This window comes from Microbacterium sp. AC026, assembly GCF_979258475.1.
The window spans coordinates 2187771-2202062 of sequence record NZ_OZ409857.1 but is presented as its reverse complement, the minus strand read 5'-3'; the positions used below and the strand labels follow the sequence as shown (position 1 = coordinate 2202062).

At 68.4% G+C, this 14292-nt stretch carries 16 protein-coding genes; 10 read left to right on the top strand and 6 right to left on the bottom strand.

All coding sequences use genetic code 11. The features are described from left to right. The first annotated feature begins 18 nt into the window (after positions 1-18). Positions 19-990, top strand: a complete 972-nt coding sequence (locus tag ACZZ93_RS10905) for a LacI family DNA-binding transcriptional regulator (protein WP_053098288.1) — start codon at positions 19-21, stop codon at positions 988-990. A gap of 55 nt (positions 991-1045) precedes the next feature. Here the strand turns inward: ACZZ93_RS10905 and ACZZ93_RS10900 are convergent, their stop codons facing one another. Then, positions 1046-1672, bottom strand: a complete 627-nt coding sequence (locus ACZZ93_RS10900) for a response regulator transcription factor (RefSeq protein ID WP_463511098.1) — start codon at positions 1670-1672, stop codon at positions 1046-1048. Beyond that, positions 1563-2852, bottom strand: coding sequence for a sensor histidine kinase (locus tag ACZZ93_RS10895; protein WP_463511097.1), 1290 nt, complete (start codon positions 2850-2852; stop codon positions 1563-1565). Before ACZZ93_RS10895 ends, ACZZ93_RS10900 begins: the two co-directional genes overlap by 110 nt. 163 nt (positions 2853-3015) lie before the next feature. Between ACZZ93_RS10895 and ACZZ93_RS10890 the strand changes: the two genes are divergently transcribed. The 5 genes from ACZZ93_RS10890 (at position 3016) to ACZZ93_RS10870 (ending at position 8045) form a co-directional block, all read left to right on the top strand. Further along, entirely contained in the window at positions 3016-4086 is a 1071-nt protein-coding gene (locus ACZZ93_RS10890) for an FtsX-like permease family protein (RefSeq protein WP_463511096.1), read from the top strand. Next, a complete protein-coding gene (locus ACZZ93_RS10885) occupies positions 4083-4760 on the top strand; it encodes an ABC transporter ATP-binding protein (RefSeq protein ID WP_295101248.1) in 678 nt (225 codons plus the stop codon). Before ACZZ93_RS10890 ends, ACZZ93_RS10885 begins: the two co-directional genes overlap by 4 nt. 66 nt (positions 4761-4826) lie before the next feature. Beyond that, positions 4827-5711, top strand: a complete 885-nt coding sequence (gene fdhD / locus ACZZ93_RS10880; RefSeq protein WP_463511095.1) for a formate dehydrogenase accessory sulfurtransferase FdhD — start codon at positions 4827-4829, stop codon at positions 5709-5711. Further along, a complete protein-coding gene (locus ACZZ93_RS10875; protein WP_463511094.1) occupies positions 5701-7143 on the top strand; it encodes a molybdopterin-dependent oxidoreductase in 1443 nt (480 codons plus the stop codon). Before fdhD ends, ACZZ93_RS10875 begins: the two co-directional genes overlap by 11 nt. Continuing rightward, on the top strand, positions 7125-8045 hold the full coding sequence (locus tag ACZZ93_RS10870) for a molybdopterin dinucleotide binding domain-containing protein (RefSeq protein ID WP_463511093.1): 921 nt from the start codon (positions 7125-7127) through the stop codon (positions 8043-8045). Before ACZZ93_RS10875 ends, ACZZ93_RS10870 begins: the two co-directional genes overlap by 19 nt. A gap of 15 nt (positions 8046-8060) precedes the next feature. On the opposite strand, the gene ACZZ93_RS10865 is transcribed toward ACZZ93_RS10870, so the two are convergent. Further along, positions 8061-8510 (bottom strand): MarR family winged helix-turn-helix transcriptional regulator, encoded by a 450-nt coding sequence (locus ACZZ93_RS10865; RefSeq protein ID WP_463511092.1) that lies wholly within the window; start codon positions 8508-8510, stop codon positions 8061-8063. 114 nt (positions 8511-8624) lie between these two features. On the opposite strand from ACZZ93_RS10865, the gene ACZZ93_RS10860 reads away from it, so the two are divergent. Together ACZZ93_RS10860 and ACZZ93_RS10855 are read left to right on the top strand one after the other, a co-directional pair. Next, the gene (locus ACZZ93_RS10860) at positions 8625-9812 is read left to right on the top strand and encodes an MFS transporter (RefSeq protein ID WP_230101122.1); all 1188 of its coding nucleotides are present in this window, start codon (positions 8625-8627) and stop codon (positions 9810-9812) included. A gap of 34 nt (positions 9813-9846) precedes the next feature. Beyond that, positions 9847-10680: an aldo/keto reductase gene (locus ACZZ93_RS10855; RefSeq protein WP_463511091.1), complete on the top strand. Its 834-nt coding sequence runs from the start codon at positions 9847-9849 to the stop codon at positions 10678-10680. 30 nt (positions 10681-10710) lie between these two features. Here ACZZ93_RS10855 and ACZZ93_RS10850 read toward each other — a convergent pair whose 3' ends face one another. Next, positions 10711-11529: a shikimate 5-dehydrogenase gene (locus ACZZ93_RS10850; RefSeq protein ID WP_463511090.1), complete on the bottom strand. Its 819-nt coding sequence runs from the start codon at positions 11527-11529 to the stop codon at positions 10711-10713. Positions 11530-12069: 540 nt separating this feature from the next. On the opposite strand from ACZZ93_RS10850, the gene ACZZ93_RS10845 reads away from it, so the two are divergent. Continuing rightward, positions 12070-12276, top strand: coding sequence for a cold-shock protein (locus ACZZ93_RS10845; RefSeq protein ID WP_042540947.1), 207 nt, complete (start codon positions 12070-12072; stop codon positions 12274-12276). 117 nt (positions 12277-12393) lie between these two features. On the opposite strand, the gene ACZZ93_RS10840 is transcribed toward ACZZ93_RS10845, so the two are convergent. Both ACZZ93_RS10840 and nucS read right to left on the bottom strand, forming a co-directional pair. Next, the gene (locus ACZZ93_RS10840; protein WP_463511089.1) at positions 12394-13035 is read right to left on the bottom strand and encodes an HAD hydrolase-like protein; all 642 of its coding nucleotides are present in this window, start codon (positions 13033-13035) and stop codon (positions 12394-12396) included. 86 nt (positions 13036-13121) lie between these two features. Further along, positions 13122-13817: an endonuclease NucS gene (gene nucS, locus ACZZ93_RS10835; RefSeq protein WP_056275812.1), complete on the bottom strand. Its 696-nt coding sequence runs from the start codon at positions 13815-13817 to the stop codon at positions 13122-13124. A 147-nt stretch (positions 13818-13964) separates the two neighbouring features. On the opposite strand from nucS, the gene ACZZ93_RS10830 reads away from it, so the two are divergent. Beyond that, entirely contained in the window at positions 13965-14291 is a 327-nt protein-coding gene (locus ACZZ93_RS10830) for a response regulator (protein ID WP_072590426.1), read from the top strand. Position 14292: the final 1 nt, after the last annotated feature.

Below are 14292 nucleotides of genomic sequence, written 5' to 3'. Positions count from 1 at the left end.
CGAGGGCGGGAGAACGACATGGCAGCGACGCTGACGGATGTGGCACGACGCGCAGGCGTGTCCATCGCGACCGCATCGCGTGCTTTCGGGGAGCCCGATCGCCTCGCCCCGAACACCCTCGGCCGCGTGCTCGAAGCGGCGGGGGAGCTCGGTTACGCGGCGTCGCAGTCGGCCACCGCCACGCGCACCTTCGGGGTCGTCGTGCCCGACGTCGCGAACCCCGTCTACGCCACTCTGCTCAAGGCGATCCAGGGGCAGGCATGGCACGGACGCCATCGCATCGTGCTCTTCGACGCCGACGAGGACCTGCGCCGCGAACGCGAGCAGATCGAGCAGGCCCGAAAGCTCGACGGCATGCTGCTGTGCTCACCCCGTCTGCCCGACGCCGACGTGCTCGACCTCGTCGGAGACACCCCCTACGTCGTGGTCAACCGGCAGATCGACGGCGCACCGTGCGTGCTCATGGACACCGAGCACGGACCTGCGCAGGCGATCGAGCACCTCGCCGCCCTCGGGCACACGCACATCGCCTACGCCGCCGGTCCGCGCGGATCATGGGCCGATGTGCGCCGCGCCGACACCGTCGCGCGAGCGTGCGAGCGCCACGGCATCCGTCTCACCGGGCTCAGCCACCATGCCGCGTCCATTCAGGGCGGACGGGCCGCAGCCGCACCGGCGGCGGCGAGCGGCGCCACGGCCGTCATCGCCTACAACGACCTCGTCGCCCTGGGACTCGAGGCCGGATTGCTCGAGCTGGGCAAGCGGTGCCCTGCCGACATCAGCATCGTCGGCATCGATGACATCGACCTCGCGGGTGCGGTCACCCCGGCGCTCACGACGGTGCGGATGCCGATCGAACGCAGTGGCGCGCTCGCCGTCGACCTGCTCCTTCAGGCGATGAACGGCACCGCGATCGACGACGTCGTGACCCTCGGGTCGCAGCTGATCGTGCGCGCCTCGACCGCTCCGCCGCTTGACGACTCCCGCTGAGTCGCCCACCGTCGCACCGTGTCCGACAGGTGAGTACCGCGGAGTGCGGCCCGTGTCAGCGGAGAATGCCCTTTCGTCGGGCCGCCGAGACGGCGGCGGTGCGTGAGGTGACATCGAGCTTCGAGAAGATGTGCGCGAGATGCGATTTCACGGTCGTCTCGCTGACGAAGAGCTCGTCGGCGGCCTCGCTGTTCGACCGGCCGGCGGCGACGCGCTCGAGCACCTCGATCTCACGGCTGCTGAGACTGACTCGGGGTGCACGCATCCGGTCGAGCAATCGCGAGGCGATCACGGGCGCGAGAGCACTCTCTCCGGCGGCCGCCGCGCGCACGGCGGCGGTCAGCTCGTGCGGCGGGGCGTCTTTCAGCAGATAGCCGCTCGCACCGGCCTCGACGGCGCCGAGGATGTCGGCATCCGAGTCGTAGTTCGTGAGCACGAGCACGTAGGGCGGCGCTTCGAGCGCCCGGATGCGTCGAGTCGCATCCACACCCGTGGTCGCCGTCTGAGAGCCGAACTGGAGGTCCATCAACACCACGTCCGGGTTCTCGCGCTCCGCGCAGGCGACCGCTTCATCAGGCGTGGCCGCCTCCGCGACCACCTCGAGATCCGGTTCCAGGCTGAACAGGGCATGGAGACCGGCACGGACGATGGGGTGGTCGTCGGCGATCACGAGGCGGATCATGCGAACTCCGTGAGGGGAGGTCGACGGTGAGCGTCGTTCCCCGCCGGGATGCCGTGTCGATCACGAGGCTTCCCCCGAGCTGCTCCACTCGCTCGGCGGTGGCGCGCAGACCGAACGAGTCGGACTTCTCAGCGGTCCCCGGCGCAGGGAGCTCCGCGTCGAATCCGTCTCCGTCATCTTCGACCGTGAAGCGCAGGTGGTCGTTCTCGATGCCGATGGTGACCGTCGCCGTCGTCGCGTGAGCGTGCTGGATGACGTTGGCGATGGCTCCCTGCGTGATGCGCAGCAGCGCCGTCTGCAGGTGCATGGGCAGCACGACAGCGTCGGACACCCGCACCTGGACATCGAGTCCCTGCGTCGCCCACTGCGTTCGCGCCAGTCGGCGCAGCGCCCCGCCGAGGGTCTGGTCGTCGAGCTGGGGTGGGGTCAGCTCACGGATGAATCGCCGAGCCTCGACGAGGTTCGCGGCGGCCGTCTCGCGCGCGAGCCGGATGTGCTCGATGCCCGGTCGGGTGTCATCGGCGCGTTCCGCGGCGTGCAGCAGCATCTGGATGCTGGAGAGTCCCTGCGCGAGTGTGTCGTGGATCTCGCGGGCGAGCCGGGCGCGCTCCGCGAGGACCCCCGACTCGTGTTCGCGCGCGGCGAGCTGTCCGCGGGTCGCCAGCAGTTCGCTGACCAGAGCCTCGCGCTGCTGGGCCTCTCTCGCGAGGGCCTGGTAGCCGAGGCCGATCAGGAGGGCGACGCCGGCGCCGACGAACGGGCCGACCACGCCGCCGACGCTCCACCCGCTGTGGATGCCGAGGGCGCAGACGGCGACGATCGTCGCGGTCAGTATCGCCGCCGATCCCGCCCAGCGCCCCAGAAGGTGCAGGAATAGGAAGAACAGGGGGAACACGAGGTAGGCGGCGTCGGCGCTCACCCACAGCAGGCCCAACCACTCCGCCGAGAGCAGGGCGAGCCAGATCAGTGACGTCCGCCGTCGTCCGCGGGAGAGACGAGCGAGCAGCACACCCGACGCATACGTCGCGCTGACGATCAGCGCCAGGACGATCGCGGACGCGCTCGACTCCGACGGGTCGAGCACGGCCCGCGCGATGACGACCCCCGTCAGGGCGAAGAAGAGGACGTGGAGACCGGTCCGCAGACCCACGAACACCGGGGTCAGAGCGGTATGCGCCATGGCTCGAACTCTACGCCGACGAGCGCACCACGGCATCGTCCGAAAGGACGATCGAGGCGTCCTCATTCCGGGCGCGAAAGGCTCGTCGAGCGGCCGATGACGTCGAATGGGCCGACGGCGAAAGTGGAATGGTCACCGCACCGGAGACAGGAAAGGCACCACAATGTTCGTCGCGTTACGCGATCTCCGCTTCGCCAAGGGGCGATTCATCCTCATCGGCTCCGTCGTCGCCCTCATCACCCTGCTCGTCGGGTTCCTCAGCGGACTGACGGGGGGACTCGCCATCCAGAACGTCTCGGGCGTGCTCGCGCTCCCCGCAGACCGCATCGTGTTCTCCGCACCCTCGGGCGGCGACGGTGCGGCCAGTTTCGCGGACTCCGCCATCACCGAGCAGCAGGCGAACGACTGGGCGCAGACGGCAGGGGTGACCGACGCGCGCCCTCTCGGCATCAGTCAGACCCGCGCCGAGACGGACGACACCCGGGCCGCGATCGCGGTGTTCGGTGTCGAGCCCGGCTTCGACGCTGCCGCCCCCTCCGAGAACGGACGGCTGCGCCTGTCGGTGCCCGCGGCGGACGCGCTCGCCGCGAAGGTCGGCGAGCAGATCGAGATCGCGGGCGTCTCCTACGACGTCGAGTCGATCGAGGGAGATGCCTGGTACAGCCACACCCCGGTCGTGCAGATGACCCTGCAGGATTGGCAGGCGTACTCGGCATCCACCGGAAACCCCGGCGCCTACGCCACGGTCCTCGCTGTCACGGGCGCCCCCGACTGGGATGCCGCGGACACGGCGAACGACACGATCTCCGAGACGACCCTCGGATCCCTGACCGCGCTGAGCGCCTTCCGTTCCGAGATCGGATCGCTCCTGCTCATGGTCGGCATGCTGTTCGGCATCTCGGGACTCGTCATCGGGGCGTTCTTCACCGTCTGGACGATGCAGCGCAAGGGCGATGTCGCCGTCCTCAAAGCGCTCGGCGCGAGCACGCGCTCCCTGATCCGAGACGCGTTGGGGCAGGCGCTGATCGTCCTGCTGGCGGGCATCGGCATCGGGCTGAGCCTGGTCACCGCGCTCGGCCTGCTCGCGGGCACCGCCCTCCCGTTCCTGCTGAGTCCTGTCACGACCATCCTTCCGGGCGGCATCATGATCGCCCTCGGCCTCGCAGGCGCCGCCTTCGCCCTGCGCTCCGTCACCTCCGCCGACCCTCTCACCGCCCTCGGGAGCAACCGATGATCCGCCTGAACGACATCACTCTGACCTTCCCCGACGGTGACTCGCGGGTGACCGCCGTGGACGGTGTCTCACTCACGGCTCACCCCGGAACCGTCACCGGCATCACAGGGCCCAGCGGCTCGGGAAAGTCCAGTCTGCTCGCCGTCGCCGGCACCCTCCTGCGTCCGGACTCCGGCGAGATCCTCATCGACGGGAACGACGTCACGGCCCTCAGTCCGGCCGAGGCGACGCGTCTGCGGCGGGACCGGATCGGGATCGTCTTCCAGCAGCCCAACCTCATCCCCTCTCTGACGGCCCGAGAGCAGCTGAGCGTCATGAACGAGCTCGGTGCGCCGCGCAGCCGCCGCGATCGCGCCGCCGCGGCATCCCGTGCGGATGAGCTGCTCGCCGCGGTCGGCCTCGCCGAGCACGGTCACAAGAGGCCGCACCAGCTCTCCGGCGGACAGCGTCAGCGAGTCAACATCGCGCGAGCGCTCATGAACGATCCGAGCGTGCTTCTGGTCGACGAGCCCACCAGCGCTCTCGACCAGGAGCGCGGAGCGAGGATCATCGACCTCATCCTCCGACTCACCGATGAGCGCAACACCTCGACGCTGCTCGTCACCCATGACCTCGTGCACCTGCCGCGCATGCACGGGGTGCTGCACCTCGTGGACGGTCGCGTCACGCGGTAAGCGGACCCGGCGACCGGGTGAGATGGGTATGAGGCGATCCTGTGACCGCGGAGTACGCTCGCTCGTGTGGGGCGGATCACGACGCGGAGACCGATACTGAAGCTCACTCTCGGGGAGGGAGCCGCTCGGCGTGCCGACACGCTCGCCGTCGAGGAGCCCCTGGAGATCCGGGTCGCAGGCTCGCCGCTCGCCATCACGATGCGCACTCCCGGGCATGACGTCGAGCTCGCGGCGGGGTTCCTCGTGTCCGAGGGGATCATCGCCCAGGCCGAAGACTTCCATTCGGCGATCCACTGCGGTGGCCCCGGCACCGGTGGACAGGAGAACACCTACAACGTGCTCGACATCGGCCTCGCTCACGGCGTCGCGCTTCCTGACCCCGAGGCCGCTCGGCGCTTCTACACGACCAGCTCCTGCGGGGTCTGCGGCAAGGCCAGCATCGACGCCGTCCGCACGGTGTCGCGGCATCCGGTGTCCGTCGACGATGTCCAGGTCGGGGCCGAGCAGATCGCGTCGTTCCCTGATCGGCTGCGCGCCGAGCAGGCGGCGTTCGACAAGACCGGTGGTCTGCACGCCGCCGCGCTGTTCGACGCCGACTCGGGCGAGCTGCTCGTGCTGCGCGAAGACGTCGGCCGACACAACGCGGTCGACAAGGTGGTGGGCTGGGCGCTGCTGAACGACCGGCTTCCCCTGCGTCGCCAGATCCTCCAGGTCTCGGGCAGGGCGAGCTTCGAACTGGTGCAGAAGGCCGCGATGGCCGGCATCCCCCTGCTCAGTGCCGTCTCGGCCCCCTCGTCTCTCGCCGCCGAGCTCGCCGAGGAGGCCGGGGTGACGCTCATCGGGTTCGTCCGAGGGCGTTCGATGAACATCTATTCGCACGCGCATCGGGTGCGCCTCGACGGGCTCGCACCGTCTGCGCACGCCGAAGAAGGGGCACGCCATGCTCGATAGCCAGGGACCCATCGGCACCGCGTTCGGGCTGATGCCCGCCGAGCCGCGTCAGGGCGGATACGGCCCTCGCACCGATCGACCGTGGTCGCGCAAGCCGTACCGGCATCCGGCCGCCGGGTGGGGAGCCGCCGTGTCGGTGGGGCGGGTGGTGCTGGATCAGCGAGAGCCCATCGCCGGACCGCTCGCGATGCTGCAGATGAACCACCCCGTCTCGGGCTACGACTGCCCCGGATGCGCGTGGCCGGACGACCCGGGCAATCTGAAGCTCGACATCTGCGAGAACGGCATCAAACACGTCACGTGGGAGATGACGCGCAAGCGCGTCGACCGCCGGTTCTTCGCCGAGCATTCGGTCACCGAGCTCGCGACGTGGCCCGATTTCGACCTGGAGGACCAGGGTCGTCTCACCGAGCCGATGGTCTACGACGCCGCCACCGATCACTACGTGCCGATCTCGTGGGACGACGCCTTCGCGCTCGTCGGCGACGAGCTGCAGGCGCTCGACAGTCCCGACGAGGCCGCGTTCTACACCTCGGGGCGTCTGAGCAACGAGGCGACCTTCCTGTATCAGCTGATGGTGCGCGAGTACGGCACCAACAACCTGCCCGACTGCTCGAACATGTGCCACGAGGCCTCCGGACGCGCGCTCAAGGCGTCGATCGCGACCGGCAAGGGCACTGTCGACATGCACGACTGGGACGACTGCGACGCCCTCTTCGTGCTCGGCGTCAACGCGGCATCCAATGCCCCCCGCATGCTCACCGCGCTCTCGGATGCCGTGAAGCGCGGCGCGCAGGTCGTGCACGTCAACCCGCTCGTCGAGGCCGGGGCGACCCGGACGATCGTGCCGCACGACTTCGTCGACATGGCGCGCTTCGCGGCGACGGACACGAGCACCATGAACCTGCAGGTGCGCCCGGGGGGCGATCTGGCGCTGATCCGCGGCATGTCGAAGGTCGTCTTCGAAGCCGCCGCCACCGACCCGTCGGTGCTGGACAGCGAGTTCCTCAGCACCCTCACGAACGGCATCGACGAGTACCGCGCACTGGTCGACGCCACGAGCTGGGCAGATCTCGTCGTTCAGTCCGGCCTCACGGAAGAGCAGATCCGCGCCGCCGCTGCGGTCTATCTGGCCTCGGAGCGCACGATCATCAGCTGGTGCCTCGGCGTGAGTCAGCACGAGCACGGCGTCGACACGGTGCGCGAGATCGTCAATCTGCTGCTCCTGCGCGGCAACATCGGCCGCAAGGGGCCGGCCCGTCGCCGATCCGCGGACACAGCAACGTGCAGGGCAACCGCACCTGCGGCATCGATCACCGCCCGACGGAGGCGTGGCTCGACCGCCTCGCGGAGGTCTGTCGCATCGAGCCGCCGCGGCATCCGGGGCTCGACACCGTCCGCACGATCGAGGCGATGCATGACCGGCGCGTGAAGGTGTTCGTCGGCATGGGCGGCAACTTCGCGCTCGCTGCGCCCGACACCCCGTTCACCGCGCAGGGGCTCGAGAAGTGCCGCCTGACGGTGCAGGTGAGCACGAAGCTGAACCGCAGCCATCTCGTGCATGGCGAGAAGGCCCTGATCCTGCCGTGTCTCGGCCGCACCGAGCGTGACCAGCAGGCGCAGGGCCCGCAGGGCGTCACCGTCGAGGATGCGATGAGCATGGTGCACCTCTCGAGGGGACGCAAGCAGCCGGCATCCGCCTATCTGAGGTCGGAGCCGGCGATCATCGCCGGCATCGCGAAGGCGACCCTGCCGCACACGGCGACGCCCTGGGATTGGTACGTCGGCGACTACGACAACATCCGCGATGTGATGGCGAAGGTGCTGCCGGGGTTCGAGGGCTTCAACGACCTGATCCGCGACCGGCACGGGTTCCGCATTCCGCAGCCCGCCAGGGACCGCGTGTTCGAGACGCCGTCGGGCCGTGCCGAATTCTCCCTGGCTCCACTGCCGAACGTCATCCCCGAGTCCGCCGACACCCTCGTGCTGCAGACGGTGCGCTCGCACGACCAGTGGAACACCACGATCTACTCCAACGACGACCGGTACCGAGGCGTCAAGAACCTGCGCGAGCTCGTCTTCCTGCATGAGGACGACATGCGCGATCGCGGCCTCGTCGAGGGCGATCCGGTCGACATCGTGTCGACGTCGAAAGACGGTTCGACGCGGATGCTGAAGGCGTTCCGCGCGGTGCCGTACGACCTGCCGCGCGGCAGCGCCGCCGGGTACATGCCGGAGATGAACGTGCTGATCGGTCGCAAGGACTTCAGCGTCCAGAGCGACCAGCCGCTGATGAAGAGCATCCAGGTGACGGTCTCGCGCGCGAGCGCGTGAGGGCGCTCGCCTGACTCAGGTCTCGGCGGTCACTGACTGAAGCGCGTGCACGACGGGGGCCAGCTCGGGCTGCGTGACCGCCTCGCCGAGAGCACGCTCGAGGGTCTCGTCGTGGATCGGATGCGCGTTCTCGTAGAGCGCCAGGCCGGCCGGGGTGAGCTCGGTGTAGATGCCCCGACGGTCGTCGGCGCAGAGGATGCGGGTGAGCAGCCCGCGGTCTTCGAGCCGTGTCACGAGACGCGTCGTGGCGCTCGGGCTCAGCGCGGTCGCGCGGGCGAGCTGCTGCATGCGCATGTGCCAACCGTCCTGTCTGCTGAGGGCGTCGAGCACCGTGTACTCGACGACGGACAGGCCGACGGATGCACCCAGTGCCTTCTCGAGGTCGGCCTCGATGATCCCGTGCAGAGCGGCGAGCGTTCGCCAGCCGCGTGCCCGGATCTCGACAGCGTCGTCTGAGATGCCCACAGTGACCTCCGAAGTAGTTGCTTGCGCGGGATAGGTGCGTGTGCAATCATTATCCCTCGTGACGCAATATCCCGCGTCTGCAACTACTTTAGCAGAGGACCACGGAGCACACCCATGCCACTCGGACTCATCGCACTCGCCATCGGCGCCTTCGGGATCGGACTCACCGAGTTCGTGATCATGGGGCTCCTCCCCGACGTCGCCGCGGACTTCGGGGTCACCGAGGCCACGGCCGGCTGGCTCATCTCGGGCTACGCGCTCAGCGTGGTCGTCGGTGCACTCGGCCTCACCGCCGCAACGACCCGTCTGCCCCGCAAACCGGTGCTGCTCGGCCTCGTCGTGCTGTTCATCGTCGGTAATGCGATCACCGCCCTCGCGCCCGACTACACGACCGCCATGATCGGACGCATCGTCGCGGCGCTGTGCCATGGAGCGTTCTTCGGCATCGGATCCGTCGTCGCCGCCGACCTCGTCGCCCCCGAGAAGAAGGCGCGGGCGATCGCGATCATGTTCACCGGCCTCACAGCGGCGAACGTGTTCGGTGTTCCGTTCGGAACCTTCCTCGGACAGCAGTTCGGCTGGCGGTCGACGTTCTGGGTCATCTCCGCCATCGGCATCGTCGCCTTCGCGGGCATCGCCCTGCTGGTCACGGCACCGAAGACGGCAGGCCAGCAGGTGAGTCTGCGCAGCGAGCTCCGGGCCTTCCGGTCGGGACAGGTGTGGCTGTCGCTCATCGTCACCGCGCTCGCCTTCGGCGGCATGTTCGGCGCCTTCACCTACATCGCCTACACGCTCACCGGGGTCACGGGCTTCGCAGACACCACGGTGCCGTGGCTGCTCGTGCTCTTCGGCGCCGGGCTCGTCGCGGGCAACTGGATCGGCGGACGCCTGGCCGACCGATCGATCGACCGCACGCTGCTGATCTTCATCGCGGCTCTGGTCGTCGTGCTCGTGCTGTTCGGCTTCTTCGCCTGGTCGCAGCCCGTGACCATCGCGATCCTCGTTCTGATGGGCGCGTTCGGATTCGGCACGGTTCCGGGGCTCCAGAGCCGCATCATGCACTACGCCGGCGGTGCACCGACCCTCGCCTCCGGCGCCAACATCGGCGCCTTCAACGTGGGCAACGCCCTCGGCGCCTGGGCGGGCGGCCTCGGCATCGCCGCAGGGCTCGGCTACACCTCGCCGATCTGGATCGGGGCCGCGATCACCGCATCCGCCCTGGTCGTCATGGTGATCGCCGTGGTCGCAGCCAGGAAGCCGTCGCCCGCCCCCACCGGCACGCTGCAGACCGTCGCCGCGTGACCACTCGATTCGCAGAGAGAGAAGAAGCACGAGCATGAACGCTCCCATCGTCCCCACACTCACCCTGAACAACGGCATCGAGATGCCCCAGCTCGGATACGGCGTGTTCCAGGTGCCGGATGCCGAGACCACGGCCGCCGTCGCTGCCGCCCTCGACGCCGGGTACCGCAGCATCGACACCGCGGCTATCTACGGCAACGAGGCCGGCGTCGGGCGTGCGATCGCCGAGTCTGGCATCGCTCGAGACGAGCTGTTCGTGACGTCGAAGGTGTGGATCTCCGACCACGGATACGACGCCGCCGTGCGCGCATACGATGCGTCCCTCGAACGGCTCGGCCTCGATCACCTCGACCTGTACCTGATCCACTGGCCGACGCCTGCTCTGGCGACCTACCCCGAGACCTGGCGTGCGCTCGAGAGCCTCTACGCGGACGGGCGCGTACGAGCCATCGGCGTCTCGAACTTCGAACCCGAGCACCTCGTGCGCATCGCCTCCGAGGGTCGCGTCGTGCCCGCCGTCAACCAGGTCGAGCTCCACCCGGCGCTGCAGAACCGAGCGGTCGCCGAGGCGAACGCTCAGCGGGGGATCCTCACCGAAGCATGGAGCCCGCTCGCCCAGGGCGCCGTGCTCTCCGATCGCTCGGTCGTCGAGATCGCCGAGCGGCACGAGCGGACGCCGGCCCAGATCGTGCTGCGCTGGCACCTGCAGCAGGGACGCATCGTGATCCCTAAGTCGGTGACCCCCGCTCGCATCGCCGAGAACCTCGACGTGTTCGGGTTCGAGCTCGCCGACGACGAGCTGGCCGCGGTCGACCGCCTCGAGCGCGACGGTCGCACCGGCCCCCACCCCGCCGCGTTCAACGGCTGAGGTCCTCGGGGCGGACTGCGGGCGCAGTGGTCACTGCGCCCGCATGAACTCCTCGGCCGCCTGCACCTGAGCGGCGGAGGGGCGGATGCCGGTGTACAGCACGAACTGCTCGAGGGCCTGCAGGGTCGCCACCTCGGCGCCCGTGATGACGGTCTTCCCGGCCGCGCGCCCGGCGGAGATCAGAGGCGTCTCCGCCGGCAGGGCGACGACGTCGAACACGACGGATGCCGCCGCAATCTGCTCCTCGGTGAACGACAGCGCGTGCTCGTCCGCGCCTCCCGCCATGCCGATCGGCGTGATGTTCACGATGATGTCGGCGTTGGCGGCATCCGCATCCGCCGTCCAGGCGAAGCCGTAGAGGTCGGCCAGCCCTCGACCGCGCGCTTCGTTGCGGGCCGCGATCGTGACGCGGCTGAACCCGGCGTCACGGAAGGCGGCGGCGGTGGCCTTGGCCATCCCGCCTGAGCCCCGAAGCAGCACCGATGATGCAGGGTCGAGGGAGTTGCGCTCGATCAGCTGGGCGATCGCGCTGTAGTCCGTGTTGTAGGCGGTGAGCACCCCGTCATCGTTCACGATCGTGTTCACCGAGTCGATAGCCGTCGCCGAAGGGTCCATGCGGTCGACGAGCGCGATGACGTCTTCCTTGAACGGCATCGAGATCGCGCACCCGCGGATGCCGAGACCGCGCACGCCGGCGATCGCCTGGCCGAGGTCGGTCGGGGCGAAGGCCTTGTAGATCCAGTTCAGGCCCAGCTCCTCGTAGAGGAAGTTGTGGAATCGCGTGCCGTTGTTGCTCGGGCGTGCAGACAGCGAGATGCACAGGGTCATGTCCTTGTTCAGCATGGTCACCGCACCAGGCTACTCGCGCAGTCCGTCCCGTCACTGCCACCGATGACGACGATCGTCAACCCCCTTGGCGGGATCGAACGGACTCCCCTATGGTGAAGGTGCATGCACAGGGGATTGATCGTCTCCGTCTTCCCCAGAGACGGGCTGCCTTCCCCAGAGGCAAAGGCGATCCGTGCATGCGATTGGGCCCTCTCGAGTAGTTCTGTCCCCAACGGACTGCTCGAGAGGGCCGCTGTCGTTTGTCTCCATCTCACAAATTTCGAATCTGTCCCCCAAATGGGGGACAAAAGCAGGCGCGAGGGGTTAGGCTGGAATCTGACGCACCCTCCGGTCGTCTTCGGCCCTCATCGCTCCCCCGCGGTGAGGGCCACACCATTTTCTGAGGGTCTCCATCTGCCCTGTCATGTGACCGCGGACGACCGCTCATGCAACATTTGGGTTACGGGCTGACATCAGGACTTCCGCTCAGCGCGTGCTCCACTAGCGTGGAGCACGTCGGGGCATCCTGCGTCGGCTTCTTTCCAGCAGAACAGGCAGTACATGAGCACCCAGGGCACGGTTAAGTGGTTCAACTCGGAGAAGGGCTTCGGCTTCATCTCCCCCGACGACGGCGGCGCTGACGTTTTCGCGCACTACTCCGCCATCGAGTCATCCGGCTACCGCTCTCTTGAAGAGAACCAGCGAGTCGAGTTCGACGTGGCGCAGGGCCCCAAGGGCCTGCAGGCTGAGAACATCCGTCCGCTCTGAGAGCGGACGTCATAGAACTCCCCGACCGGAGGTCTGCACTCGTTGCGACCCCCGGCGGGGAGTTCTGTGCTTTCCGGCCGGATTACCCCGGCCGGGTGGGCCCCCGGTCGGCCGAGGTCAGTGGAGCAGCAGCGCGCGCAGTTCGTCGGCGGATGCGGCGCGGAACGCGGCCTCATCGCCTTCGTGCGTGTCGCTGAAGCCCCACTCGACGAAGATCACCGGCACGCCGTTGGCGTTGCCGCCCTCGACGTCGTGATGGCGATCGCCGACCAGCACGGGGCGTGAGATGTCCGCCCCGCGCTCGGCCAGACGGCGCAGCGCCTCGGCGACGATGTCGGTCTTCGAGGCGAGCGTCGCCTCGTCGGGCGTCGCACCCACCGTCGTGAGGAAGTACGGGCGCAGTTCGAAGAAGTCGACGATCGCATCGACCTGGATCTCGGGCTTCGAGCTGGCGGTCGCCTGAGGCACCCCTGCCGCGTGCAGATCGCGGATGATCTCGGGCACGCCCGGGTAGGTCGCGACATCGGTCGTGTATCCGTCGGCCTTGCCGAGTGTCCGATAGAAGGTGACCGCCTCGGTCGCCTGCTCGGGGGTCATCGCTGCCTGCGCCTGAAACGACTCGAACATGGGCGGCCCGATCCAGTGCACGAGCTGTTCGCGCGTGGGAGCAGGGTGACCGAAGTGCGTGAGGGCCACGTTCAGACGGCGCAGGATGCCGACCGACGCGTCGGCGATCGTGCCGTCGACGTCCCAGAGCACGCACGAATAGGGGAAGAAGCCATACCTTCCAGCCTATGGGCAGTGCACGACGCGACCGACCGCGGTGGACATCTGTGCAGATGGCCTCAGAACAGGCGGGGGATGCCGGACTCGATGCCCTTCATGTCGTCGTAGTCGAGCACGAGGCAGCGGATGCCGCGGTCCTCGGCGAGCACCCGCGCCTGCGGCTTGATCTCCTGCGCGGCGAAGACGCCCTGCACCGGCGCGAGGTGCGGGTCGCGGCCCAGCAGCTCGAGATAGCGGGTGAGCTGCTCGACGCCGTCGATGTCTCCGCGCCGCTTGATCTCGACAGCGATCGCCGCGCCGGCGGCATCCCTCACGAGCAGGTCGACGGGACCGATCGCGGTCGGGTACTCGCGGCGCACCAGGGTCGCGCCGTCGGAGATGCGCTCGACCTGCTCGGCGAGCAGGCGCTGCAGATCGGCTTCGACGCCGTCCTTCTGCAGACCGGGGTCGACGCCGAGGTCGTGGTTGGTGTCGTGCAGGATCTCGTAGATCTGCACGCGGAGCGCGTCGCCGGTCTTCTTGTGCGTCACTCGCCATACTTCGGTGACGCCGGCGATGGACTCCTCCTCGCCGGGTTCCTCGGCCGCGAGGGAGCACGGCGGGCTCATCCAGTTCAGCGGCTTGTAGCTGCCGCCGTCGGAGTGCACGAGCAGACTCCCGTCTCCCTTGTGCACGAGCAGACGCGTGGCGAGCGGGAGGTGGGCATTGAGGCGGCCCGTGTAATCCACGGAGCAGCGGGCGATGACGAGACGCACCCGTCGAGCCTACTTCGTCGGGTCGACTCGTTCTGCTGATGTCAGCATCAGCGCCGAAGTTTCCACATCTGCGGCGGATCGACTCCCGTCGTCGATTCCATCGGACTGGATCCTGACATTCTGGGCGGACAGGTCAAGGATGAGGAGATGACGGTGTCGATAGAGCTCGTGACCATGATCGTGACCGTCGCGACCACGCTGCTGGGGCTTGCCGCAGGCTTCGGATGGATGATCACGCGCACGGATGCGCGGTTCGAGATGTTCGAGCAGCGTATGGATGCGCGGTTCGAGAAGGTCGAGCAGCGCATGGATGCGAGGTTCGAGAAGTTCGAGCAGCGCATGGATGCGAGGTTCGAGAAGGTCGAGCAGCGCATGGATGCGAGGTTCGAGAAGGTGGACGTCGAGCTCGGAGAGGTGAAGATCGCCATCGCCCGACTCGAAGGCCCGGCGCCACGTCTGCTTGTCGCCCGCTGAT